The sequence below is a fragment of the Streptomyces sp. 3330 genome (genome assembly GCF_031456635.1).
Classification (GTDB): domain Bacteria; phylum Actinomycetota; class Actinomycetes; order Streptomycetales; family Streptomycetaceae; genus Streptomyces.
The window spans coordinates 361,834-385,701 of record NZ_JAVDVA010000001.1; the positions used below are offsets into that span (position 1 = coordinate 361,834).

Genomic DNA, 23,868 nt, shown 5'->3' on the forward strand with positions numbered 1-23,868 from the left:
GCGACCGACAGCTGCGTTCACCCGGGGCCCGGCCGCCAGGGCAGCGACCGGGCCGTGGGCCGACGCCCGGCCGGCCGTCGAGGGCGGGTGCCGGGCGGGCCGGGCCGGCCCCGCTCGTGCGCGCGGCCGGGTCCGGCCGCCTCCGGTCACGCCAGCCTGATCACGTTCCACGACAGCGGCTCCAGCGTCGCCGTCAGCGCGCCGTCCGTCAGGGCGGTGCCCTCGGCCCGGTGCGGGGCGACCCGCTCGGGATCGGCGAGGGTGTTGCGGGCGTCCGGGTCGGCGTCCGCCAGCACACTGTGTTCGACGACCGAGGTCAGGTCGAGGCCGGTCAGCCCGATGTGCAGGGGCAGCGCCTCGGTGCGGCTGCGGTTGACGGCGAACACGGTGACCGTGCCGTCGTCGGCCCGGACGGCGGTGGCGTGCAGGAGGTCCGCCTCGCCGTACTTGGCCGTCGTGTACGTCGGCGAGTCCACCCGCACGTCGAGGACCGTGCCCCGGCCGTGCTTCGACGCCTGCGCGAACGGGAAGAACGTCGTCTGCCGCCAGGCCGGGCCGCCCGGTTCGGTGAGGATCGGCGCGATGACGTTGACGAGCTGGGCGAGACAGGCGACCGTCACCCGGTCGGCGTGCCGCAGCAGCGCGATGAGGAGGGAGCCGAAGACGACCGCGTCCATGACGCTGTAGTTGTCCTCCAGCAGCCGGGGGGCCTCGGCCCAGTCCCGTGTGGCGGAGTCCTCGATCGCGTGCCACCCCGAGATGTACCAGACGTTCCACTCGTCGAAGGAGAGGTTGATCTTCTTCTTCGACTTGAGCTTCGCGCCCACGTGGTCGCAGGTGGCGACGACGTTCTCGATGAACGACTCCATGTCCACGGCCGAGGCCAGGAACGAGTCGACGTCGCCGTCCTGCGGCTCGTAGTAGGCGTGCAGGGAGATGTGGTCGACCAGGTCGTACGTCTCCGCGAGGACCGTCGCCTCCCACTCGGCGAAGGTCGGCATGGACTGGCTGGAGGAGCCGCAGGCGACCAGTTCCACGGACGGGTCCATCTGGCGCATGGCACGAGCGGTCTCGGCGGCGAGACGGCCGTACTCCCCGGCGGTCTTGTGGCCGGTCTGCCAGGGGCCGTCCATCTCGTTGCCCAGACACCAGACCTTGATGCCGAAGGGGTCCTTGTCACCGTGGTCGGCCCGCAGGTCCGAAAGCGCCGTGCCGGACGGGTGGTTGGCGTACTCCTGGAGCTCCAGGGCCTCGGCCACCCCCCGGGTGCCGAGGTTGATCGCCATCATCGGCTCGGCCTGCGGGCCGATCTTGCGCAGGAAGGCGATGTACTCGGAGAGACCGAAGCGGTTGGTCTCCGTCGAGCGCCAGGCCAGGTCGAGACGGCGCGGGCGGTCCTCGGCGGGGCCGACCGAGTCCTCCCACTTGTAGCCCGAGACGAAGTTGCCGCCCGGGTAACGGACGGCGGTGACGCCGAGTTCGCGGACCAGGTCCAGGACGTCGGTCCGCAACCCCGCCTCGTCGGCGGACGGGTGGCCGGGCTCGTAGATACCGGTGTAGACACACCGGCCCAGATGCTCCACGAAGCTGCCGAAGAGACGGGGGTTGACTTCGCCGATGGTGAAGGCGGGGTCGAGGGTGAGACGTGCGGTGCGCATGAACGCCTTTCGAGGAGAGGGTGCTTGTCCGTCGGCTCGGCTACTGGCCCGCCAGACCCGTGTGGGCCACGCCCCGCACGATCTGGCTCTGGAAGAAGACGAACACGACGATCAGCGGCAGGCCGGCCAGCAGTCCGCCGGCCATGAGCTGGGGCCAGACGATGCCGAAGGCGTTCTGCACGGTGGCGATGCCGTTCGGCATGGTCATCAGGTCGGGGTTGTTGGTCACCATGTAGGGCCACAGGAAGTTGTTCCAGGAGGCGATGAAGGTGAAGATGCCGACCGCCGAGAGGGAGGGCTTCGACAGGGGCAGGACGATCGTGAAGAAGATCCGCCAGCGGCCCGCGCCGTCGATGAAGGCCGCCTCCTCCAGTTCCTTCGGCAGGGACTGGAAGAACTTGTAGAGGATGTAGACCATCGCGGCAGGCGCGCACTGCGGAAGGATCATGCCCCAGTAGGTGTCCACCATGCCGAGCGACTGGACCGTGGTGAAGAGCGGGACGCCGAGGATCGCCGGGGAGAACATCAGGCCCGCCATCGTCAGCGCCATGAGCGCCGACTTGCCGCGGAACTCCGTGCGCGCGAAGCCGTACCCCGCGAGCGAGGCGACCGCGAGGACGACGAAGGTGACGCAGACGGACACGACGACGGAGTTCACGAACCAGTTGGGGATGTTCCCGGCCTCGATCACCGCCTTCCAGGACTCCGCGGTGACGTCCTGCGGGATCCAGTGCGGGGACGTGACCGACTCGGTGGGGGTCTTGAGGGACGTCGACAGCGCCCAGGCGAGCGGGGCCAGCCAGACCAGGGAGAGGGCCGCTGCCACCAGCGTGAGGGCGATCTGGGCCGGGGTCCAGGTGCCGCGCGGCTTGCGCAGCGCGGCAGCCGGGGGCGTGGGCGGTGGGGTCGGTGCGGTCGGCGTCGTCATCGGGCCGCGGCCTCCTCGCGGTTGCGCAGCAGCCACATCCGCCCGAGGGCGACGGCCGCGACGATGATGAAGAGGATGAAGGAGATCGCGGAGGCGTAGCCCACGCGGTAGCTGGTGAAGCCCTGTTCGAGCGTGTACTGCACGAAGGTGCGGGTCGATTCCTCCGGCCCGGGGCCGAACTGGTACATCACCACGGCCTGGTCGAAGACCTGGAGCGAGGCGAGGACCTGCAGGGCGAGGACCAGGCCGGTGATGTTGCGCAGGTTGGGCACGGTGATGTGCAGCATCCGCCGGAACGCGTTCGCCCCGTCCAGCTCGGCCGCCTCGTAGAGGTGGTGGGGAATGTTCTGGAGGGCGGCCAGGTAGAGGAGGAAGGAGAAGCCGACCGTCCACCACACGGTCGCGACGACGACCGCGAGCATCGCCGTGGACTTCTGGGTGAGCCACGGGGTGTCCAGGCCCAGGACGTGGTTGACCATGCCGTTGGTGGGCTGGAACAGCCACCACCACAGGTTGCCGATGACCGCCGAGGGAAGCAGGAAGGGCGCGAAGAAGCACAGCCGCCACAGCCATGTGAAGTGCACGGTGTGGTGGGCGATCAGCGCCATCAGCAGGGCCACGACGGCGATCACGGGGACGACGTAGAGCGTGAACTGGACGCTGTGCCAGAGGGAGTCCCAGACCAGGTCGTCCTTCAGCGCCTCGCGGTAGTTGTCGAGGCCGACGAAGCCGGTGTGGTCGCCGGAGATGTTGGCGTCGGTGAAGCTGAGGTAGAGGCCGCGGACGACCGGCAGCACGACGAACAGGCCGTACAGGACGAAGAACGGGGCCACGAACCAGCCGCCGTGCTGGAAGCGGCGGCCCCAGCGGGCGCGGGCGGAGTCGGCGGCGACCGCGGTGCGCGGCGGCAGTGTCCCGGCGTGCGCGAGCGTGCTCATGCACCGGCTCCCTTCAGCTCCTGGGCTGCGGTGCGGCCGTCCATCGGGTTCTTCATCGCCAGCAGTTGCGCCAGCGCGGACTTCATACGGCGGGCCGCCGCGTCCGGGGCGGCGGAGCCCAGGTTGGAGGAGGCCACGATCGGGCCGACGCGCTGGGCGAGGACGCCGGTGGAGCCGGCGAACCAGATATGGGGCTCGTTGGCCTGGTGGTCCATGGCGGGGCGTGAGTACTCGCTCTGGGGGGCCAGTCGCAGATACGCCGGGTCCTCGAAGGTGGGCAGATAGGCGGGCACATGGCCGCCGTTGGCCCAGGTGGTGGCGTGGGTGACCATGTAGGCGGCGAGCCGGTAGGCGCCCTCGTCGGCGTCCCCGCCGCGGCCGGCCCGGTGGGGCAGGACGAAGGAGTGCGACTCGGCGTGGGTGGCGGCCCTGCCGAAGACGGGGGGCAGCGGCTGGGCGCCGTACTCGACCTTCTCGCCGTTGAAGTACGGCACCGACCAGTTGCCCTCCCAGGTGAAGGGCGAGCCGGCCAGGAACGCCTCGCCGTCCGCTTCGCCGACGGTGACGTAGCCGTCGGTGACGTGCTTGCGGAGGAACTCCAGGACCTGGGTGGCCTTGTCGGTGTCGAAGGTGACGGTCGTGTGGTCGTCGTCGAAGTAGGTGCCGCCGAGCTGCTGGTAGAAGGCGACGAAGAACCACCAGCAGAAGTTCTGGTCGTTGGCGTGCAGGCCGAGCGTCTGCTGCCCCTTCTTCAGCTGCCCCCTGGCCGTCTTCAGGATGTCGAACCACTCCTCGGGGGAGCCGGCGGCGGGGAGGCGGCCCGCGGTGTCGAGGAGTCCCGCCTTGTCGCAGACGTCCTTGCGGTAGAAGTTCAGCTGGACGTGGATGTCCAGCGGCAGCGCGTACAGCCGGCCGTCGACGATGCCGCGCTGCCAGAGCACCGGGTTGAAGTCGGCCTCGCGCACGCCGTGCCGGGCGAGGAGGTCCACGTCCCAGGGGTCCAGGAGGCGGCCGGGCGCGAAGCCGGGGATGCGGCCCTGGTGCATGACCCCGAGGTCGGGGGCGCGGTTGCCGGCGGCGGCCATGGCGAGCTTGGTGTAGTAGGGGCCGCCCCAGGCGAGGGTGGAGTCCTTCACGGCGATGTCCGGGTGCGCGTCGCGGAAGGCGTCCACCATCGCGACCTGGTTGGCTCCGTCGCCGCCCTGGAAGAGGTTCCAGTAACGGACCCGGGTGCGGGCCCCGGCGGCGAGCGCGTCGGCCCCCGTGCCGAGGGCGGCGAAGCCCAGACTGCCCGCCACCGCCAACCCGCCCGCGGCGGCGAGGAGTTGCCTGCGGTTCAGGCCAGGTTGTCCCATACCTTGCCCCTGTCGTTCAGCCGGTTCGAGATTTCGAATTCTGCTCGTAACTTCGAACGGGACCGTAAAATCGATACGTCGGCACGTCAATGGTTTTGACGGGATCGATGACAGCGCTTTCTATCCGCAGGCTCGGGCGGCCCCCGTGAAAAGTTCCCGTGACGGGGGCACAACCGGCCGCGTAGGCTCGAACGGGCTGCCGTCCGGCGGTGGAGAAGGGGGAGCGGATGGACATCGCGGGCGCGCGCGGGAGGGCGGCCCGGATCGGCTCGGCGCTGCGGCGCGCGAGGACCGGACCGGCCATGCGCGAGCTGACCGGCGATCTCTCCGCCGCGCTGCGGGCGCGCCCCGCCCGGCCCGCCGGTGTGCGGGACGTCTGCCGGGCCCTGTGCGAGGAGATGTCCGCGCGCCGCGGCGGACGCCCCGTCGAGGTGCGGTTCGAGCGGTTCCCCGACGAGATCGAGGTGACCGGCCTGTGGGTGGAGTTCCAGGACTTCGACCTGGTCATCGTCGAGGAGCGGGCCGAGGACGTGCAGCAACTCGTGATACTCGGCCATGAGTTGTGGCATCTGCACGCCGGTCACCGGCATCACCACGGCGTCGGCACGGTGGCCGCCGGTGTGCTGGCCGGCCGGTCCGGCTGGGACTCCCTCGCCCTGACCGTGGCCGCCCGCAACGGATCCCGGGAGGACGACGAGGCCGAGGCCGACGACTTCGGTCACCGTCTCGCGGCCCGCTTCCGGCGCTATCTGTCCGACCCGGGGCCGGCCGCCGCCGGGCCGGGCGGGGAGACGGCCGCGGTCCAGCGGACCCTGGGCTACCGCGGGCGCAGGGGGACGGCGCGGTGAGCCAGGGGCTGTACGTCTCCTTCTGGCTGCCCACCGTGGTCCTGGGCGCGGCCCTCGCCATCAAACTGCCCAGCATCCTCAAGCTCTGGCGGGACCCGCTGCTGCGCGCCGTCGGCGGCCTGCTGGTCTTCGCCTGCGCCGTGTTCGTCTTCGCGGCCCCCAAGACCATCGCCTGGACCAACCGGGTCACCGGCGTGCCGAACATCGCGGCGCCCTGGGTGTATTCGCTGCTCACCGCGCTCTCCGCGTCCTGGCTGCTGCTGATCATCGCCTGGCGCAACGGCCGTACCGAGCGCTCGGCGCAGACCCGGCGGGCGACCCGCTGGGTGGTCTCCGTCTACGCGGGGGTGGTCGTCGCGCTGTGGGTGCTCTTCGCGCTCGCCGACGTCCCCGTGGAACAGATCCGGGACCTGGACACCTACTACGCCAACACGCCCTTCATGCGCGAGGAGATCCTGCTCTACCTGCTCGCGCACACGGTGGCCTGCTCGGTCACCGCCCGGCTCGTCTGGAACTGGAGCCGCACCGAGGGCCTCGACGCCTGGCTGCGCTGGGGGCTCCGCTTCCTGGGAGCCGGCTATGTCACGAACCTGCTGTTCAGCGCGGCCAAGCTGACGGCGGTCGGGGCCCGCTGGACCGGGCACGACCTGGACTGGCTGAACACCAACATCGCGCCGTCGGCCGCCTGCATCGCCGCCACCCTGGTCGCGATCGGCTTCATCGTCCCGCACGCCGGCCAGTACCTCCAGGAGCGGTGGCGGATCCGCCGCAGGCACCGGAGCCTGCGTCCCCTGTCCCGGCTGATGCGGAGCGTCACCGGCGCCCGCGAGCCCTTCGACCTGCGCGCCACGCCGGAACTGCGGCTGATCCGGCGCGAGACGTTCATCCGCGACGCGCTGCTCCAGCTCGCCCGGTACCTCGACGACGACCTGCGCGCGCGGTCCTACGACGCGGGCGTCGCCCTCGGCTTCGAGCGCGGCCGGGCGCAGGCCCTCGCCGCCGCCGTGTCGCTCCTGGACGCGGTCGAGGCCCGGACCCGCGCGCTGCGCCGTCCGGAGCCCCCGGCGGCCGCCTCCACCGGCTCCCCCGCCTCCACCGCCTCCCCCGTCGCCTCGGCCGACCCGTCCGGGTCCTCCCGGCCGGACACCACCTACCTCCTGCGGGAGATCCAGGCCGTGTCCCGCGTCCTTCGCCACCCCGTCGACATCCAGGCGGTCCGCGCCCGCGCGGCCGCCCCGGCAGAGAGCATGTCCACGCATGAGTGAACCCTCCCACCCCGCCAGAACCGCCGTAGTCCTGGGGGGATCCCATGCGGGCATGCTCGCGGCACGCGCCCTGGCCGGCCTCGCCGACCGGGTCGTCGTGGTCGAGCGGGACGTGCTGCCCGACGGTCCCGCCCCGCGCAAGGGCCTGCCCCAGGCCCGCCACGCCCACATGCTCTGGTCGGGCGGGGTGCGGGCGGTGGAGGACCTGCTGCCGGGCGCCACCGAGGCGCTCCTCGCCGCCGGGGCGCGACGGGCGCCGGTGACCACGGACATGGTCGTCATGGGCGCACGCGGCTGGTTCCGGCGGTGGCCCGAGTCGCACCACGTGATCCTGGCCGGCCGCGACCTCCTGGACGCGACACTGCGGGCCCGGGTCCTCGCGGACGACCGGGTCGAACTGCTCTCCGGCGTCGAGGTGCTGGGGCTGGCGGGCGACGCGGAGGCGGTCACGGGGGTGCGGGTGAGAGCCCGGGAGGGGCTGGCGCCGGAAGCCGCGGCGGAGGCGGTGGACGGCGAGTGGGTGGTGGCGGCCGGGCTGGTCGTCGACGCGACCGGGCGCGGGTCGCGGGCCGGGCGGTGGCTGACCGAGCTCGGGCTGCCCGCGGCGGAACGGCGGGAGGTGGACTCCGGGCTGGCGTACGCCAGTCGCCTCTACCGCGCGCCGGAGCAGGCCAGGTCCGGGTACCCGATCGTCAACGTGCAGCCGGATCCGCGTGCCGCGGGGCCGGGGCGGGCGGGGTTCCTGCTGCCCATCGAGGACGGGCACTGGATCGTCACCCTCAACGGCACCCGGGGCGGCGAACCCTCCACCGACGGCGACGACTTCGTCCGCTTCGCCCGCGAGGAACTGCGCCACCCCGTCATCGGCGAGCTCCTGGAGCGGGCCGAGCCGGTGTCCGACGTGGCGTACACCCGGGCCACCGTCAACCGCCGCCACTTCTACGAGCGGATGGCGGCCTGGCCGGAGAACTTCACCGTCGTCGGGGACGCGCTCGCCGCCTACAACCCGCTGTACGGCCACGGTCTGGCCGTCGCCGCCCAGAGCGCGGTGACGCTGCGGGACGTGGTGCGCCGCCGGGGATGGGGCTCGGCCGGGCTGTCCCGGCGGGTGCAGAAGGCGGTGGCCGGGCCCGTGAGCACCGCGTGGGACCTGGCGGTGGGCCAGGACGTGTTCTGCCCGGGCGCGACGGAGGACGGGCCGACCCTGCGCGACCGGCTCGTGGCCGCGTACGTCGGCCGCCTGATGCTCACGGCCACCGGCAACGGCCGGATCGCCCGCCGGGTGACGGACGTGACGTCGCTGGAGCGGGGGCCCGAGGTGCTGCTGGCTCCCTCGGTCCTGCTGGCGGCCGCGCTGGGCCCGTGGAAACCGGCGCTGACGGGCCCGCCGCTGACCGGGGACGAGCTGAAGCGGGCGGGACTGCAGTAGTCCCGCCGGGCGGACCGCCGTACGGACCGCCCGCGTTCGTCCCGCCGCTCGCCCGTCCCGTCGTCCGCGCGGCCCCCGTTCGCCCGCCGGGGGCCGGGTTCAGCCCGCGAACGCCGGTTGGGGCAGGCCCTTTCCGGCGTCCGGCACCACCAGCAGTGATCCGGCCACCGGGTGCGGCGACTCCAGGCCCACCCGGGCGGTGGTGATGTACAGGTCGGTCAGGTCGGCGCCGCCGAACGCGCAGGCCGTGACCCTCGGCGTCGGGAGGGTGAGCACCCGGTCCAGGGCGCCCTCCGGGGTGTAGCGGCGTACCGCTCCCCCGTCCCACAGCGCCACCCACACGCAGCCGTCGGCGTCCACGGTGAGGCCGTCGGGGAATCCCGCGCCGTCCTCGATCTCGACGAAGGCGCGGCGGTCGCCCACCCGCCCGTCCGCCGCGTACGCGAAGACGTCGACCCGGCGCGTCGGCGAGTCGATGTAGTACATCCGCGTCCCGTCCGGGCTCCAGCCCGTGCCGTTGCTGACCGCCACGTCGTCGAGGACCCGCTCGGCCGCGCCGTCGCCGGTGACCCGGGTCAGGGTGCCGCCGCCCGGGGCCTCGTCGTAGCGCATGGTGCCGGCCCAGAGGGAGCCGTCGGGCGCCACGGCGGCGTCGTTGGCGCGGCGGCCGGGGACCGGCTCGTGGCGCAGCCAGCGAAAGCCGCCGTCCGGGTCGAGCAGGCCCACGCCGTCCCGGAGGTTGAGGACCAGACCGCCCCCGGCGCGGGGCTTGGCCGCGCCCACGTGCTGGTCGGTCACCCGGACCGTGCGGCGGCCGGTCACGGGGTCGTAGCCGTGCAGGCGGGAGCCGAGAATGTCGAGCCAGAGCAGCCGGCCGGTGACCGGGTCCCAGGTCGGCCCCTCGCCGAGGACCGCCTCGGCGCGCACGGCCACCTCGTACGAGGTCGTCATCCCACGCTCCGGTAGCCCAGCAGCTCGGACAGCTCGGCGGCGCCCTTCGCGGCGAGCTGCTCCAGTTCCACGCGGCGCTCGTCGCTCCAGCGGATCATCGGGACCGAGATGGACAGGGCGGCGACGACCTGGCCCGTGCGGTCGCGCACCGGCGCCGCCACGCAGCTGACGTCCGGGTTGGACTCGCGGCTCTCCACCGCGACGCCCCGATCCCGGATCTCCGCCAGGGCCTCGCGCAGGGCCCCGGGCTCGGTGATGCTGTTCGGGGTCATCCGGATGAGGTCGGCGTCGTCGGGGATGCGCGCGCTGAGCTCCGGCTCGGGGAGCGAGGCCAGCAGCATCTTGCCGACGGAGGTGCAGTGGGCCGGGAGACGGCGGCCGGCGGCCGACACCATCCGGACCGCGTGCGTGGAGTCGACCTTGGCGATGTAGATGACGTCGGTGCCCTCCAGGATCGCCACGTGGACCGTCTCGTCACACGTCTCAGCGACGGAGCGCGCGACCTGCTGACCCTCGGCGGCGAGGTCGAGCTGCTCGGCGTAGCGGCTGCCGAGCTGGTACGGACGCACGCCGAGGCGGTAACGTCCGGGCTGTCCCGGTACGGCCACGATGTACGACCGCGCCGAGAGCGTGGTCACCAACTCGTGCACGGTGGTGCGCGGAAGCTGGAGCTTGCGCACGATGTCGGGGGCGGAGAGCGAACCGTCCCCGTCGAGGAAGAGCTCGAGAATGTCGAGAGCTCGGGTCACGGCAGGTACGAGGCGTCCCACAACCGGCCCCCTCCCTTAGGTAGTCGTCTCAGTGCCTGTGTTCGAGATTTCAACAGGCGATCGGCATGACGAACACAGGCTGTCATACGGCGTTGCGCCGGGCAATGGTCGGGAAACGCACAGTGGCCCGGGACGGGGCCCCGGTTGGGCCAGGATGGGGAGCATGCCGACCCAGAAACGCCTTACCGGCTCCTTCACGGTGCTCGACTTCCAGCAGGTCCTGCTGCGCCGCATGGCCGACCACAACCCGGACCTGGTGGAGGACGCCCGCCATGCGCTGGGCGTCTCCCTCGCACAGATGCGGGAGGCCAACAAACGCTGGCAGGCGATGCTCCACTCCCCGCACGCCCGGGGCGCGCTGGCCCGCTACCGATCGGTCCTCGGCGAACCGGAGTCCCGGACGCCCCGCCGCGTCGGGGACCTCGACTGCGAGGCCTGGCTCTGGCCGCTGCCCCTCTGGCCCGAGCTGCGCTTCGAGGTGCTCCTCGCGCCGAACGGCGGCGTCTGGAACGAGTGGCTGGTCCGCGCCCCGGGAGTCGCGCCGCCGCGCCTGACGAGCATCGAGGACCTCACCCCATGGTCCTGCACGGTCGACGAGGCCGCGCACGCCTTCGCCCCGGCCCGTCCGCTGGAGGGCAGCGCCCCCACCCGCTGGGGACTGGCGTTCACGGCCCCGGACGGGTGGGGCGTGCGGCGGGAGGTCGTCGCCGAGTTCACCTGGGGGCTGCTGCAGCGGACGGGGATCCGGGAGTAGCGGCGCGCGGGCGCCGGACCGGGGGGTGGTGGTCGTCGTCAGGGGGTGGCGGCCGCCGCCAGGATCGCCGCCACGACGGCCGGCACCGACTCCGGGTGCAGGAACAGGAACAGGTTCGGCTCGACCAGTTCCAGCTCCATCACCCGCGGCTCCCCGTCGTCGCCGTCCACGAGGTCGACCCGGGCGTAGAGCAGCTCCGGCGCGTCGGGCACGGCGGCCAGCGCGCGTTCGGCGACGGCGACCTCGGCGGGCGTCGGGGTCCAGGGCTCCAGTCCGGGGTGGGCCACCTTGTCCGCGTCGAAGGCGGTGCCGGGGGCCAGCACGGCGCGCTTGCGGCTGGCGTGCAGCAGACGCCCGCCGAAGAACTGCAGGGCCCGCTCGCCGCCGGTGTCGATGCCGCGCATGTACGGCTGCACCATCGCCGTCAGCCCTTCGGCGTGCATCCGCGCGAGGTGCCGTACGGCCTCCTCGTGCCGGTCGGGCGTGTAGCGGGCCGCGTAACGGGCGCCGGCCCCGGAGGTGGGCTTGACGACGTACTCGTGGTCGCCGGGCAGCCCGGCGGGGGCGTCGGCGTCGCCCGGGGCGAGATAGCGGGTGGGGACCGTGGGCACGCCGGCCGCCGCGAGCTCCCCGATGTACCGCTTGTCGGTGTTCCAGCGCACGACGGAGGCCGGGTTGGCCAGCCGCGTCACCTTGCCGCACCGCTCCGCCCAGGCCGTGAACTCGGCGGCACGCCAGCTGTAGTCCCAGGTCGAGCGGAGGACGACGAGGTCGTACGAGGCCCAGTCGGCGTCGGCGTCGTCCCAGCACACGGCGTGCGCCTCGGCCCCGGCCGCCTCCAGCGCCGCGCGCAGCCCGGGAAGGTCGCGGTCCTTGCTCGGCTCCGGCCGGGGGTCGTAGGTGGCGAGGGCGACTCGGGGCACGGCGGGACTCCGTTCTCGTACGTCTGTACATCCGTACGTCTGTGTCATGTCCCTCGCAGGCTAACGGCCGCCCCCGCGACCGGGACAACGCGTTCGGCCTTCCCCCTTCCCCTTCGGGCAGGCCCCGGCATCGGTGACGGCAACGAGGAGACGACGGGGGACCGGGACGAGCGGAGGCATGCTGCACGACGCCCGCCCCGGCGACCGCTGCCTCCTGTGCGCCGACGGCCTCTCGGCCGTGGTCCGCGACGAGGACGCCCGCGCCCTCCGAACGGCGCCGGCGGGCCGGACAGCGTCGGCTGCGCCGTCGCGGACGGGGTCGAGACGGCGGCCTGACAGGTGAGTGCCGGGTGCGTGGGGTATGAACGGGTCTGTCATGTCCCGCAGCCACCCAAGGAGCCCGATCCGTGTCCTCTCTCTTCCCGGCCCTGACGGACGAGCCGTCCGGGCGGCCGGCCCTGCGGTTCGGCGAGCGTTCCCTGACGTACGCGCAGCTCGCCTCGGCGGCCGGCGCCGTCGGTGCGCGGGTGCGGGAGGAGGGGAGGGTCGCCGTGTGGGCGACCCCGTCGCTGGAGACCGCCGTCGCGGTGGTGGGCGCGCTGCTCGCCGGGGTGGCGGCCGTGCCGCTGAACCCGAAGTCGGGTGACAAGGAGCTCGGGCACATTCTGGGCGACAGCGCGCCGGCGGTGGTGCTGGCGGCCCCCGGCGACGCACTGCCCGCCGCGCTGCGCGGGCTCGAACGGATCGACGTCGAGGTGGCGGCCGAAACCGGCGCACCGGCCGCCGGGGCGCCGGTCGCCGTGCCCGCGGGTGACGAGGACCCGGCCCTCGTCGTCTACACCTCCGGCACCACCGGGCCGCCCAAGGGCGCGGTGATCCCGCGCCGGGCGATCGCCACGACCCTGGACGCGCTCGCCGACGCCTGGCAGTGGACCGGGGAGGACGTCCTCGTGCACGGGCTGCCGCTCTTCCACGTGCACGGGCTGGTGCTGGGGATCCTCGGCCCGCTGCGGCGCGGCGGATCGGTACGGCACCTCGGGCGGTTCGGCACGGAGGGGGTGACGCGGGAGCTGAGCACCGGGGCGACCATGCTCTTCGGGGTGCCGACCATGTACCACCGCGTGGCCGAGGCGCTGCCCGACGACCCCGGACTGGCCAAGGCGCTCGCGGGTGCGCGGCTGCTGGTGTCCGGTTCGGCCGCGCTGCCCGTCCACGACCACGAGCGGATCGCGGCCGCGACCGGGCGGCGGGTGATCGAGCGGTACGGGATGACGGAGACACTGATGAACACCAGCGTCCGGGCGGACGGGGAGGCGCGGGCGGGGACCGTCGGGGTGCCGCTGCCCGGCGTGGAGCTGCGGCTGGTGGACGAGGACGGGTCGGCCGTCGAGGCGTACGACGGGGAGAGCGTCGGGGAGATCCAGGTGCGCGGGCCGAACCTGTTCACCGAGTACCTCAACCGGCCCGACGCGACCGCCGCCGCCTTCACCTCCGACGGCTGGTTCCGCACGGGCGACGTGGCCGTGCGCGACCCCGACGGCTATGTCCGGATCGTCGGGCGCAAGGCGACCGACCTCATCAAGAGCGGCGGCTACAAGATCGGGGCCGGTGAGATCGAGAACGCGCTGCTGGAACATCCCGGGGTGCGCGAGGCCGCCGTCACCGGGGAGCCGGACGCGGACCTCGGGGAGCGGATCGTCGCGTGGATCGTGCCGACGGACCCCGGAGCCCTCCCGCCCGAGGGCGAGTTGGCCGACCACGTGGCCCGTCGGCTGGCGCCGCACAAGCGGCCCCGGGTGGTGCGCTACCTCGACGCGCTGCCCCGCAACGACATGGGGAAGATCATGAAGCGGGCGCTGCCCTCATGACGGCGGAGCGGGCGAGCGCGCGCGAGGTGGTCGCCCTCGTCTGCGACGACTTCGTCCGGTTCCCCGACCCGCCGCCCGGCGGGGAGCGGGCGTCCGGCCCCGACGGGCCCCTCGGCTGGCCCGGCTACGACGCCTCGCGCGAGCGCGCCGCCCGGCGCACCGGTGAGTCGGAGTCGGTGGTCTGCGGAACGGGGAGCGTCGGGGGCACCCGGGCGGTGCTCGTCGCCTTCGAGTTCGGCTTCCTGGGCGGCTCGCTGGGCGAGCGGACCGGCGACCGGCTGGCGGCGGCCTACATCTACGCCCGTGCACACCGGCTGCCGGTCGTGCCGCTGGTCGCCACGGGCGGCAGCCGGATGCAGGAGGGCATGCTCGCCCTCACCCAACTCCAGCGGGTGGCACGGCAGTCGGCGCTCACCCGGGAGGCCGGGCTGCCGCAGATCGCCGTCCTGCGGGACCCGACGACCGGCGGCGGCTGGGCCACCCTGGGCGCGGGCGCCGACGTGGTGCTCGCGCTGCCGGACGCCCAGGTGGGCTTCGCGGGCTCGCGGGTCCGGCCGCCGGACGCCGACCCGGCCGCCTACACGGCCGGGGCGCAGGTCGCGGCGGGCGCGGCGGACGCGGTGGTGCCCCCGGCGGAGCTCCGAGAGGTGCTGGGCCGGTGGCTGCGGCTGCTGACCGGCGGCACCCCGGGTTCCGACGCTGCACCCGCACCCCACGGAACACCCGGACCCGACGCTGCACCCGCACCCGAGGGAGCCACCGGAACACCCGGAACACCCGGAACACCCGTACCGCCGGGGCCGGTTCGTGCCGCGGCGCCCGTTCCCGCCGCCCTCGGCGCCAGGGGCCTGCCGCGGAGCGGGATGGACGCGGTGCGGCGGGCCCGCGCACCGGAGCGGCCCCGCGCGGGGGCCTATCTGGACGCCTACTTCACCCACCGGCTCGCGATCTCCGGGGACCGGTGCGGCGGCGTCGACCCGGACGGGATGCTGTGCGGCTTCGGCCTCCACCGGGGCCGGACGGTCGCCTACGCCGCCCAGACCGGGGCGGCCACCCGGCCCGCCGGCTACCGCACGGCCGCCCGGCTGATCCGCCTCGCGGACCGGCTCGGCATCCCGGTGCTGACCCTGGTGGACACCCCGGGCGCGGCCAACGACGCCGAGGCCGAACGGCAGGGGGCCGGCGCGGCGATCGCGGAGCTGTTCGGCGTGGTCGCCACCGCCCGCACGCCGATCACCACCCTGGTCATCGGCGAGGGCGGCTCCGGCGGCGCGCTGGCCCTGGCCGCGCCCGGCCGCACCTGGGCCACCCCGGACAGCTACTTCTCCGTCATCGCACCGGAGTCGGCGGCGGCGATCCTCAAGCGCTCACCGCGGGAGGTGGCGGCGACGGCCGACCAACTCCGCATCCGGCCACAGGACTTGGCGGAACTGGGGGTGATCCGGATCACGCAGGCGGACGGAACGCAGGACAATCTCCAGTACCGTCCGTGACAATGGATGCGCGCACAGCCGCAGGACCACACAGGTAAGGGGTTACGGGGGCACCGTGGACGGACTGGTGGAGTTCAGGACCGACGACGGCGCCGTGGTCGCCGTCGAGGCGGTCACGGAGGGGCGGCCCGGCTCCCGGCTGGTGGCCCGTGACGGGACGGTCCAGGCGGCCCGCACCTTCGAGGGCGCCCTGGACGGCGTGCGGGCGGCGGCCGAGTCCGCGCTGCGGGTGTTCCGCGACGGGACGTTACGGCCCGACGGGGTGGAGATCGAGTTCGGCGTGAAGCTGTCGGCGGAGGCCGGCGCGATCATCGCCAAGGGCACGGCCGAGGGCCACCTCGTCGTGCGGCTGACCTGGTCGCCCTCCTCTCCCGTCGCATGAACAGCGCCGAATGGCACGCCCGGGTCGAGAGCGCGGGCCGGGTGGCGGGCGCGGGTTTCCTCGTCACCCCGCGCCGGGTGCTGACCTGCGCCCACGTCGTGGCGCAGGCCGACCCGGACGCCCTGACGGTGACCTTCACCGAACGCCCCGGCTCCCCCGCCGTACCGGCCCGGGTGATCGCCGACGGCGGCTGGGGCGGCGGCGTCACCGACCTCGGCGACCTGGCCGTGCTGGAGCTGGCGCACGAGGTCCTGATCGCCCCGGCCGCGCTGGCCCCCGTGGACGCCGCCCACGACGGGCGGCCCGACCGGCCCCGCAAGCTCGTCGTCTACGGCTTCCCGGTCGGCTTCGACGAGGGCACCCTCGCCGAATACCGCATCACGGCGACGCAGTTGCTCAACCGCGAGTGGATCCAGCTGGAGGCCTGGCAGCCCGGCGGCCAGCCGCTCGCCCCCGGGTTCAGCGGCGCCGCCGTCACCCTCGCCGACACCGGTGAGGTCGTCGGCATGGTCACCGCGGCCGCCGGCGACCGGGGCGTGCACAACGGGCGGATGATGCCCACCGAGGTCATGGCCCGCTACTGGCCCGATCTGGAGGGCCTGGTCCCCACCTCCGACCACCGCACCGCCGACCGCGCCCGGCTGCGCGCACTGGTCGAACGCGCCGTGCGCGACGGCTTGGACGGCGATCCGGGGCGGCGGGTGCGGCTCTACGAGTCCGCCCGCGGCCCGCTGGACCCGGACGCGCCCGAGGAGGGGTTCGACTCGCTGTGGTCGGCGGCCCTGTTCGTGCTGTGCGAGGTCGACGGCGCCGACGCGGCGGCCACCGTCGCCCGCTTCACCGCCCATGTGGAGACCCTGTTCCGGGCGCCCGTCGCACCGGCCGCCGAGCCGGCCGCCGCACCCGACTGGTCGCCCATCCTCGTCGACCTCCAGCACAGCGGCGCGGGCGACGGACACGTCCGCGTCGAGGTGTCCGCGTACAGCGGGGGCCGCCGGCATCCGGTCGCCTCCGGCACCGTCCCGCAGGCCGGGCTGCGCGCCTTCGTGCAGGACCGGATCGAGGCCGCCTTCCGCTATCTGACGCCCGGCTGCGACGAGTTGCTGGCGTTCGCGCTCCCCCGCGACTGGATCGACCTGCCCGTCGACCGCTGGGCGAGCGCGCCCGACGACGACACCCCGCTCGGCTGTGTGTACCCGCTCGTCGTCACCGACCAGGCGCGCCGCAGGGCGGGCGTCCGGCACCAGCTGACCCGGGTGTGGAACCGGCTGGACGCGGCGCCCGGCGCGCGGGTGCACCGCGTCGAGTGCGGCAGCCCCGAGGAACCCCGCCGGCTCCGGGTGCGGCTGCGCCGGGACGACGCCTGTCTCGCCGGCTTCGCGACCGCCCCGGCCGCGTCCCACACCCGCCCGCACTTCGACACCTCGCTCACCGCGCCCGCCCCGATCGTCGTCTGGTCCCGCGTGGGCTGCGCGGGGGGTCCGGACGCGTCCTGCGCCGGCGGGGACGGCTGCGCGGGCAAGACCTTCCTGGACGAGCTCGACACCTGCGTGTCCGGCGTGTCGCCCGCCGAACTCCCGCGCCGGGTACTGGCGCTGCGCGAGGAGGCCGACGCGGAGGACGGCCACTGGGCGCACGACATCCAGCTGCTGTGGGACGACCCGCGCCTCTTCGCCGACCCGCACGGCGAAGCGGCCGGCCACCCCGGCTCCCCCGTGACCTGAGCCGCGCCCTCCCCCACCACCGAGCCATGAGCCGTACGAGCCCCACGAGTCACACCAGAGTTTCGGAGAACCATGCCGCACTGGTCCGTCTACACCGGGAACAGCGAGCCGCACGACGGCATCGACCGGCTGCCCGCGCCACCGCCCTGGCGGGCGTTCGACGGCGAACCCGTCGTGCCGCCGCCCCGGGACGCCGACGACGAGGCCGCCGTCTCCCCCGACCGCGTCCACCGCGCCCGCTCGTACGTCGCCACCCCGGAGAGCGTCGAACTCGTCAACGCGGCCCTGGTGCTGCGCCGTCCGCTGCTGGTCACCGGTCCGCCCGGCACCGGCAAGTCCTCCCTGGCGTACGCGGTGGCGCGTGAGCTGGGGCTCGGCCCGGTGCTGCGCTGGAACATCACCAGCCGCTCCACGCTGGCCGACGGCCTCTACCAGTACGACCCGCTGTCCCGGCTGTACGCCGCCCGGCAGGCGGCCTGGCGCGAGCGGGGCGGGGACGCCGGGGGCGGCGTCGAGGACCATCTGCGCCTCGGCCCCCTCGGCACGGCCCTGCTGCCCTACGAACGCCCGCGCGCGCTCCTCGTCGACGAGATCGACAAGAGCGACCTCGACCTGCCGAACGACCTGCTGAACGTCCTGGAGGAGGGCCAGTACGAGATCCCCGAACTCATGCGCGCGGCCCGGCACTCCGCCGAGGACGTCACCGCCGGGGTCCTGGCGGACGGATCGGGCGAGCCGGTCACCGTCACCCGGGGCCGGGTCCGCTGCCGCGCCTTCCCGTTCGTCGTCCTGACCAGCAACGGCGAGCGCGAGTTCCCGCCCGCCTTCCTGCGCCGGTGCGTCCGCCTGAAGCTGCGCCGCCCCGGCCGCGAACAGCTCACCGAGATCGTCCGGGCCCACCTCGACACCCCGCCGGGCGAGGCGGAACACCTCATCGACCGCTTCCTGACCCGCGCCGCCGACGGCGAACTCGCCACCGACCAGCTGCTGAACGCGCTCTACCTCACCGGCGTCGCCGGTCTGGACGCCGACTCCCGCGACGCACTGGCGGAGCGGCTGATGCCGTACCTCGGCGCCACGGCGGACGGCGATGGCTTCTGAGGCGGCGCCGGGGGGTGGGATGTCCGCACTGGACCGGCTGACCGCGCTGCTGACGGCCGCGGCGGACACCGCGCCCACCCCTCGCGAGCTGGCCGAACTGCTCTGGCTCGCCGGACTGTCGAGCGGCCCGGAGGAGCCGCCGCCCGCACAGGACCCGTCGGACTCCTCGGCCGCTTCGGCCGCTTCGGACGCTTCGGACGCTTCGCCCGACCGCGACACCGACGGCACGCCCGCCGACGCCCTGGCCGGCCCCGCGGCGGGGGGCGCGGGGCCGCGGTCCGCGCCCGTCGGTCCCGCCGACCGGGTCCCCCTCCGCCTCCCCTCGCCCCCAGCCGGAACCGGCGGCGGGTCCGCCGACGGCGGCGCCGGAAGCCGTCCCGTCCTCGCGCCCGCGCCTCCGATGCTCCCGCACCCCCTCGCCCTCCAGCGCGCCCTGCGCCCGCTGAAGCGCACGGTGCCCTCGGCGCGGGCCCGCCTCCTCGACGAGCGGGCGACGACCGACCGCATCGCACGGCTGGGCGCCCACCCGGACGTCTGGCTGCCCGTGCTGCGACCCGCGCGCGAGCGCTGGCTGCGGCTCAACCTCGTCCACGACACCGGCCCGACGATGCCGGTCTGGCGGCCCCTGGTCCGTGAACTGCACACCGTCCTGGCCCAGTCGGGCGTCTTCCGCGCGGTCACCCCGTACCCGGCGACGCCCGACGGCGAGGCCCGTCGGGTTCCCCACCCGGCGGACGGCCGGACGGTCACCCTGATCGTGAGCGACTGCATGGGCCCGCAGTGGCGCCCCGGCCCGGCGGGCGAGCGCTGGTACCGGACCCTGCGGCACTGGGCGACCCGGATGCCGCTGGCCGTCGTACAGCCGCTCCCGGAGCATCTGTGGGCCACGACGGCCCTCCCCGCCGAGCCGGGTCTGCTCTTCGCCGCGACCCGGGCGGCCCCGCTGTCCGCGCTCGCCTTCTCCCCGTACGACCCGGAGACCGCGCCCCGGCCCGGCGCGGCCCTCCCGCTCCCCGTCCTGGAGCCGGGCGCGCCCTGGCTCGCCCACTGGGCGGCGCTGGTGGCGAGTCCGGGCGGCGCGCGCACCCCGGGTGCGGTGGCCTGGCTGCCCCCGGCGCCCCTCCCGCCCGGGACCGCCGGGCCGGAGGCCGCCGACCCGGCCGCCCTGTCCGCCCAGGACCTCGTGCTGCGCTTCCGGGCCACCGCGTCCCGGGAGGCGTTCCGGCTGGCCGGCCACCTGGCCCTGGCCGTCCCCTCGGTCCCGGTGATGCGCCTCGTCCAACGTGCCGTGAACCGCGACCCGCGCCCGCAGCACCTGGCCGAGGTGATCCTCAGCGGCCTGCTGACCACCGTCCCCGGTCCGCCCGGCTCGTACGACTTCCGCCCCGGCGTACGCGACCTGCTGCTGCGCACCCTGCCGCGCACGACCCGCGGCCGCACCCGCGAACTCCTGGACCGGATCGGCGGGTTGATCGACGAACGCGCGGGCCTGGCGACGGGCGGGTTCCGCGCGGAGGCGGGCACGGCCGACGGCACGGCCGGTGCGTTCGCGACGGTGAGCGCGGAGACGGTACGCCGGCTGGGCGGACACGTCGAGGCCCCCGCCCCCCGCCACCCAGAACCGACCGCCGCCCCGCCGCCCTCCCCACCCGCCGAACGCCACCCGCGGACCGACCGGGCGGCACCCGACCCCCGGGAGCCAGGGCGGCCGGAGCCAGGGCGGCCGGAGCCAGGGCGGCCGGAGCCAGGGCGGGTCGGGGACCTGGACCGCAAGCGCCTGGAGGCCAGGCAGCCGGCGGCGGAACGGCTGGAGGCCGGACCGGCGGCGGCCGGAGCGCCGTGGCCCGAAACGGCGGCAGCCGGACCACCGGAGTCCGCGCACCCGGACCCCACGCACCCGCAAGCCGGACCGGCCATGACCGTGCGTCCGGAAGCCGGGGCGCGGAGAGATGGGGCGTCGGAGACCGGGGCGCAGGGCCGTGCGGCGTCGGATGCCGGGGCGGGTGTGCAGTCCTGTCTGCTCTTCGAGACCGCCACCGATCTCACCGCCCGCCCCGAGACGCGCATCACGCTCGAATACGTCGTCCACGAAGTCCTCGCCCGCGGCGATCTCACGCCCCAGCAGTACGAGGTGCACGTCCGGCCGAACGGGTACGTCGTCCGGATCCAGCCCGAGGCGTTTCTCCTGCCGGTGCTCGCCGCCGCCCTGCGCGGGCTCCCCGGCCCGCTCGCCGAAGCGTCCGGACGGCCGCCGCTGCGGGTGACGTTCCAGGACGGGCCCGAGACTCCGGCGCCCCCGCACGGCGCCGCCCCCGTGCTCCTCACCGTCCCCCCGGCCCTGTACGCCGCCTTCGCCGACAGCTCCGCCGCATCCGGACCGCACCGCTTCCGGCCCCTGTTCGGCGACGCCGCGGACGCACCGCCGCTCGCCTGGTACTGCCCGCTGCCGCCGGAGGAGGGCGCGGGAGGCGGGGCCGTCGACCGGGACGACGTCCGGGAGCCGGTGCGCGGGCCCTTCCTCACCCGGGACCTGCGCCAGCTGGGCGTCCCCGCGCCGGGCCGCACCGCGATCGTGCACACCGGTCCCGACAGTCCGCTCGCCCTTCTCGACCCGGTCCTGCCCTACCAGGGCCGTCCGCCGCGTCCGGCGACGTACTACGAGGTCGACCTGACGCCTCGGCACGCGGTCGACCGGATCTCCCTGCCCGGCTCCGGAAAGGGCGTCTTCACCGCCGCCGTCGAGCTGACCTGGCGGGTCGACGACCCGGTGGCGTTCGTGCGGGCGGAGTCCCCGGGCGTACCCGAGCGGCTGCTGGCGCATGTGCGGGAGGCAGGCTCACGCATCACCCGCCACCACTCCGTCCGCCGGGCGGCGGGCGCGCAGCGGGCCGTCAACTCCCAGCTCGGCAGGTGGCCGGTGCCGGGTGTGGCGGTGACCTGCGCGGTAACGCTCGCGCCGGACTGGGCGCCGCCCCCCGAGGTACGCCGGCCGGCCGACGGCTCCGCGCGCTCGCTCCAGGACCTGCTCGCCGACGCCGAGACCGTGCTGTTCGGCTTCGACGGCCCGCTGACCCGGCTGTTCACGGCGACCACCGCGCGGGCGGCCGCTCTCGACCTGCTCCGGATCGTCGCCGAGCACCGCGACCCCGAGGACGCCCTGGCGGGCCGCCCCACGGGCGACCCGGGCGCCGCCGGCCGGGAACTGTTCGTGCACCCGCTGGACGTGCTGCGGGCCTTCGCCCAGGACCGGCTGGGCCCGGTGCTGCGCAAACGCCTCGACCGACTGGAGCTGGACGCCGTGCCGGACGCGCCCAGGACGCACCACTCGGTGGTCCTCGTCCGCACCCTGCACGACACCGGGCGCCGGGTCGGGGTGGCCACGGACGTCTGCGAAGCGGCCGTCCACCGCTGTCTGGAGCCCTACCGGCTCCCGCTGTCGGCCGGCGTCCACGGCCGCGACGACGACCTCGGCCGGCTCACGCCGAACCCCTCCCGTCTGCTGCACGCCCTGCGGCCGCAGGCCGCGCCCGCCGCCGGTCTCCTCATCGGCTCCACCCTCGCCGAGCTCGCCGCCGCCCGGGCGGCGGGTCTGCGCTTCGTCGGGCTCGCGCGCAATCCCACCGTCGAGCAGGCCCTGCTCGGGGCGGGCTGCGACGCGGTGGTCACCTCCCTCACCCCGGTGCTGGAAGCGGCCCGCGCGCTGTAGCCCGCCGAACCGGGCGATGCACCGCCAGGGGCGTCCGTACCGGCGAAAAGCGGCACGGTGTGGGTCCAACTACCCTACCCTGACGAGGATTTGAGCAGTTCATGAAGATTCCGAGGGGGAAAACGCATGTCCGGCACACCGTCAAGACGTACGATCCTGCGCGGACTCACGGTCACCTCAGCCGCGGTGACCGGCTTCGATCCCGGCGCCCGGAGCTGGGCCGCGACCACGGCCGGGCAGGACTCCGGGGCCGTCACGGAACTGGCCAGGATTCCCCGGCTGGACGGCGCGCTCGTCACGGACGACGGCGCGCTCACCGCGGCGGCCGACGACTACGGACACATCGTGCACCGGCGGCCCTCGGCGGTCCTGCGCCCGGGCTCGGTCCGTGACGTCGTCACCATGGTCCGGTTCTGCAACGACCACTGCCTGCCGGTCGCGCCGCGCGGCCAGGGACATGCCCCGTTCGGCCAGGCGCAGGTGGAGAGCGGCCTGGTCGTGGAGACCGCGACCCTCGCGGACATCGGCCCGGTGGGACCCGACAGCACCACCGTCACCGTCGGCGCGGGCGCCCGCTGGAGCGCGGTCGCCCGGGCCACGCTCGCGCACGGCCTCACCCCGCCCGTGTTCACCGACTACCTCGAGCTCTCCGTCGGCGGCACCCTGTCGGTGGGCGGCCTGGGCGGCCAGGCCCACCGGTACGGTGCCCAGGTCGACAATGTGACCGAGCTGCGGGTCGTCACCGGGGCCGGCGAGCTGGTGCGCTGCTCCCCGTCCCGGCGCGCCGACCTCTTCCACGCCGTGCTGGCCGGCCTCGGCCAGTGCGCCGTCGTCGTCGAGGCCACCCTGCGCCTGGTCCCCGCGCCCGGAACCGTCCGGAGCTACCGGCTGACCTACGACGACCTGGCGGTCTTCCTCGCCGACCAGCGTCTCCTGGTGGAGGACGGCCGTTTCGACCATGTCGAGGGACAGGTCCACGCGGACGCCACCGGGGCGTTCGGGGTCTACGTCCTGGAGGCGGTGGCCTACGGCCCGCCGGTGGGACCCGCGCCGGACGACACGGCGCTGCTGCGCGGTCTGCGCCACGCCCCGGCGAGCGTGACGGCCACCGACCAGCCCTACTACGCCTTCCTCGACCGGCTGGCCCCCGTCATCGCCGCCATGAAGGCGGCCGGCATCTGGACGTACGCCCATCCGTGGCTCAACCTCATGCTGCCCGGCACCTCCGCCGCGGCCCTCGGCGCGCGGATCCTGGGCGGGATCACCCCGGCCGACGCGGGCCCCGGGGCCGTCGTCCTGTTCTACCCGCTGCGCGGCGACCGCCTCACCGCCCCGCTGCTGCGCACCTCCGACGAGGCCGTGTCGTACCTCTTCGACGTGCTGAGCGCCGCCCCGCCGGACGACACCGCCGCCGTCGGGCGCCTCCTCGCGACCAACCGCGCCGCGTACGAGGCGACCGCCGCGGCCGGCGGCACCCACTACCCGGTCGGCAGCATCCCCCTCACGCCCGCCGACTGGCGCGCCCACTTCGGCCCGGCCTGGCCGGCACTGGCGTCCGCGAAGCGGCGGTACGACCCGCGGGGGATCCTCGTCCCGGGGCAGGGCATCTTCGGCTGATCCGGCCGCGCGCCTCCCCGACCTGACTGTATTTCATACTTACTTTGGACAGGTGAGACAAAACCCCCATTCGGGCGCGCCTCGCCCGGCCCACCAGAAAGGGCGGCCCCCTTCCGGCCCCCGCAGTATGCGAAGGAGGCCGACCGCCCGGCGGCCCC

The 23,868-nt window shown here is 74.6% G+C and carries 18 protein-coding genes; 11 read left to right on the forward strand and 7 right to left on the reverse strand.

Annotated features, from left to right (window positions below; all coding sequences use genetic code 11):
* Positions 1–146: 146 nt before the first annotated feature.
* From J2X68_RS01660 to J2X68_RS01675, 4 genes are read right to left on the reverse strand one after another with little or no spacing between them, the layout of a single operon-like run.
* On the reverse strand, positions 147–1,658 hold the full coding sequence (locus J2X68_RS01660) for an alpha-N-arabinofuranosidase (RefSeq protein ID WP_310430580.1): 1,512 nt from the start codon (positions 1,656–1,658) through the stop codon (positions 147–149).
* Positions 1,659–1,698: 40 nt separating this feature from the next.
* Positions 1,699–2,586, reverse strand: a complete 888-nt coding sequence (locus tag J2X68_RS01665) for a carbohydrate ABC transporter permease (RefSeq protein WP_310430581.1) — start codon at positions 2,584–2,586, stop codon at positions 1,699–1,701.
* Positions 2,583–3,524 carry a sugar ABC transporter permease gene (locus J2X68_RS01670; protein WP_310430582.1) on the reverse strand — a complete coding sequence of 314 codons (942 nt, stop codon included), beginning with the start codon at positions 3,522–3,524 and terminating at the stop codon, positions 2,583–2,585. Before J2X68_RS01670 ends, J2X68_RS01665 begins: the two co-directional genes overlap by 4 nt.
* Positions 3,521–4,879, reverse strand: a complete 1,359-nt coding sequence (locus J2X68_RS01675) for an extracellular solute-binding protein (RefSeq protein WP_310430583.1) — start codon at positions 4,877–4,879, stop codon at positions 3,521–3,523. Before J2X68_RS01675 ends, J2X68_RS01670 begins: the two co-directional genes overlap by 4 nt.
* Before the next feature lie 227 nt (positions 4,880–5,106).
* Between J2X68_RS01675 and J2X68_RS01680 the strand changes: the two genes are divergently transcribed.
* Genes J2X68_RS01680 through J2X68_RS01690 form a run of 3 tightly spaced genes read left to right on the forward strand, consistent with a single transcriptional unit; the run spans position 5,107 to position 8,421 of the window.
* Positions 5,107–5,727 (forward strand): toxin-antitoxin system, toxin component family protein, encoded by a 621-nt coding sequence (locus J2X68_RS01680; protein ID WP_310430897.1) that lies wholly within the window; start codon positions 5,107–5,109, stop codon positions 5,725–5,727.
* Positions 5,724–6,992, forward strand: coding sequence for an MAB_1171c family putative transporter (locus J2X68_RS01685; protein WP_310430584.1), 1,269 nt, complete (start codon positions 5,724–5,726; stop codon positions 6,990–6,992). The genes J2X68_RS01680 and J2X68_RS01685 overlap by 4 nt, the downstream gene beginning before the upstream one ends.
* 52 nt (positions 6,993–7,044) lie before the next feature.
* The gene (locus J2X68_RS01690) at positions 7,045–8,421 is read left to right on the forward strand and encodes a pyridine nucleotide-disulfide oxidoreductase (RefSeq protein WP_310430585.1); all 1,377 of its coding nucleotides are present in this window, start codon (positions 7,045–7,047) and stop codon (positions 8,419–8,421) included.
* A 99-nt stretch (positions 8,422–8,520) separates the two neighbouring features.
* Here the strand turns inward: J2X68_RS01690 and J2X68_RS01695 are convergent, their stop codons facing one another.
* Both J2X68_RS01695 and J2X68_RS01700 read right to left on the reverse strand, forming a co-directional pair.
* Positions 8,521–9,372: an SMP-30/gluconolactonase/LRE family protein gene (locus J2X68_RS01695; RefSeq protein WP_310430586.1), complete on the reverse strand. Its 852-nt coding sequence runs from the start codon at positions 9,370–9,372 to the stop codon at positions 8,521–8,523.
* Positions 9,369–10,142, reverse strand: coding sequence for an IclR family transcriptional regulator (locus tag J2X68_RS01700; RefSeq protein WP_310430587.1), 774 nt, complete (start codon positions 10,140–10,142; stop codon positions 9,369–9,371). The genes J2X68_RS01695 and J2X68_RS01700 overlap by 4 nt, the downstream gene beginning before the upstream one ends.
* Before the next feature lie 163 nt (positions 10,143–10,305).
* On the opposite strand from J2X68_RS01700, the gene J2X68_RS01705 reads away from it, so the two are divergent.
* Positions 10,306–10,896, forward strand: coding sequence for a hypothetical protein (locus J2X68_RS01705; RefSeq protein WP_310430588.1), 591 nt, complete (start codon positions 10,306–10,308; stop codon positions 10,894–10,896).
* Positions 10,897–10,934: 38 nt separating this feature from the next.
* Here the strand turns inward: J2X68_RS01705 and J2X68_RS01710 are convergent, their stop codons facing one another.
* Positions 10,935–11,819 carry a hypothetical protein gene (locus J2X68_RS01710; protein ID WP_310430589.1) on the reverse strand — a complete coding sequence of 295 codons (885 nt, stop codon included), beginning with the start codon at positions 11,817–11,819 and terminating at the stop codon, positions 10,935–10,937.
* A 407-nt stretch (positions 11,820–12,226) separates the two neighbouring features.
* Between J2X68_RS01710 and J2X68_RS01715 the strand changes: the two genes are divergently transcribed.
* The 7 genes from J2X68_RS01715 (at position 12,227) to J2X68_RS01745 (ending at position 23,710) form a co-directional block, all read left to right on the forward strand.
* A complete protein-coding gene (locus J2X68_RS01715; protein WP_310430590.1) occupies positions 12,227–13,687 on the forward strand; it encodes an acyl-CoA synthetase in 1,461 nt (486 codons plus the stop codon).
* The gene (locus tag J2X68_RS01720; RefSeq protein ID WP_310430591.1) at positions 13,684–15,180 is read left to right on the forward strand and encodes a carboxyl transferase domain-containing protein; all 1,497 of its coding nucleotides are present in this window, start codon (positions 13,684–13,686) and stop codon (positions 15,178–15,180) included. Before J2X68_RS01715 ends, J2X68_RS01720 begins: the two co-directional genes overlap by 4 nt.
* Positions 15,181–15,235: 55 nt before the next feature.
* Positions 15,236–15,562: a CU044_2847 family protein gene (locus J2X68_RS01725; protein ID WP_310430592.1), complete on the forward strand. Its 327-nt coding sequence runs from the start codon at positions 15,236–15,238 to the stop codon at positions 15,560–15,562.
* Positions 15,559–17,286, forward strand: a complete 1,728-nt coding sequence (locus J2X68_RS01730) for a trypsin-like peptidase domain-containing protein (RefSeq protein ID WP_310430593.1) — start codon at positions 15,559–15,561, stop codon at positions 17,284–17,286. Before J2X68_RS01725 ends, J2X68_RS01730 begins: the two co-directional genes overlap by 4 nt.
* A gap of 72 nt (positions 17,287–17,358) precedes the next feature.
* Positions 17,359–18,387, forward strand: coding sequence for a MoxR family ATPase (locus tag J2X68_RS01735; protein ID WP_310430594.1), 1,029 nt, complete (start codon positions 17,359–17,361; stop codon positions 18,385–18,387).
* Between the two features lie 19 nt (positions 18,388–18,406).
* Positions 18,407–22,093: an SAV_2336 N-terminal domain-related protein gene (locus J2X68_RS01740; RefSeq protein ID WP_310430595.1), complete on the forward strand. Its 3,687-nt coding sequence runs from the start codon at positions 18,407–18,409 to the stop codon at positions 22,091–22,093.
* A gap of 126 nt (positions 22,094–22,219) precedes the next feature.
* Positions 22,220–23,710 (forward strand): FAD-binding protein, encoded by a 1,491-nt coding sequence (locus J2X68_RS01745; protein ID WP_310430596.1) that lies wholly within the window; start codon positions 22,220–22,222, stop codon positions 23,708–23,710.
* Positions 23,711–23,868: the final 158 nt, after the last annotated feature.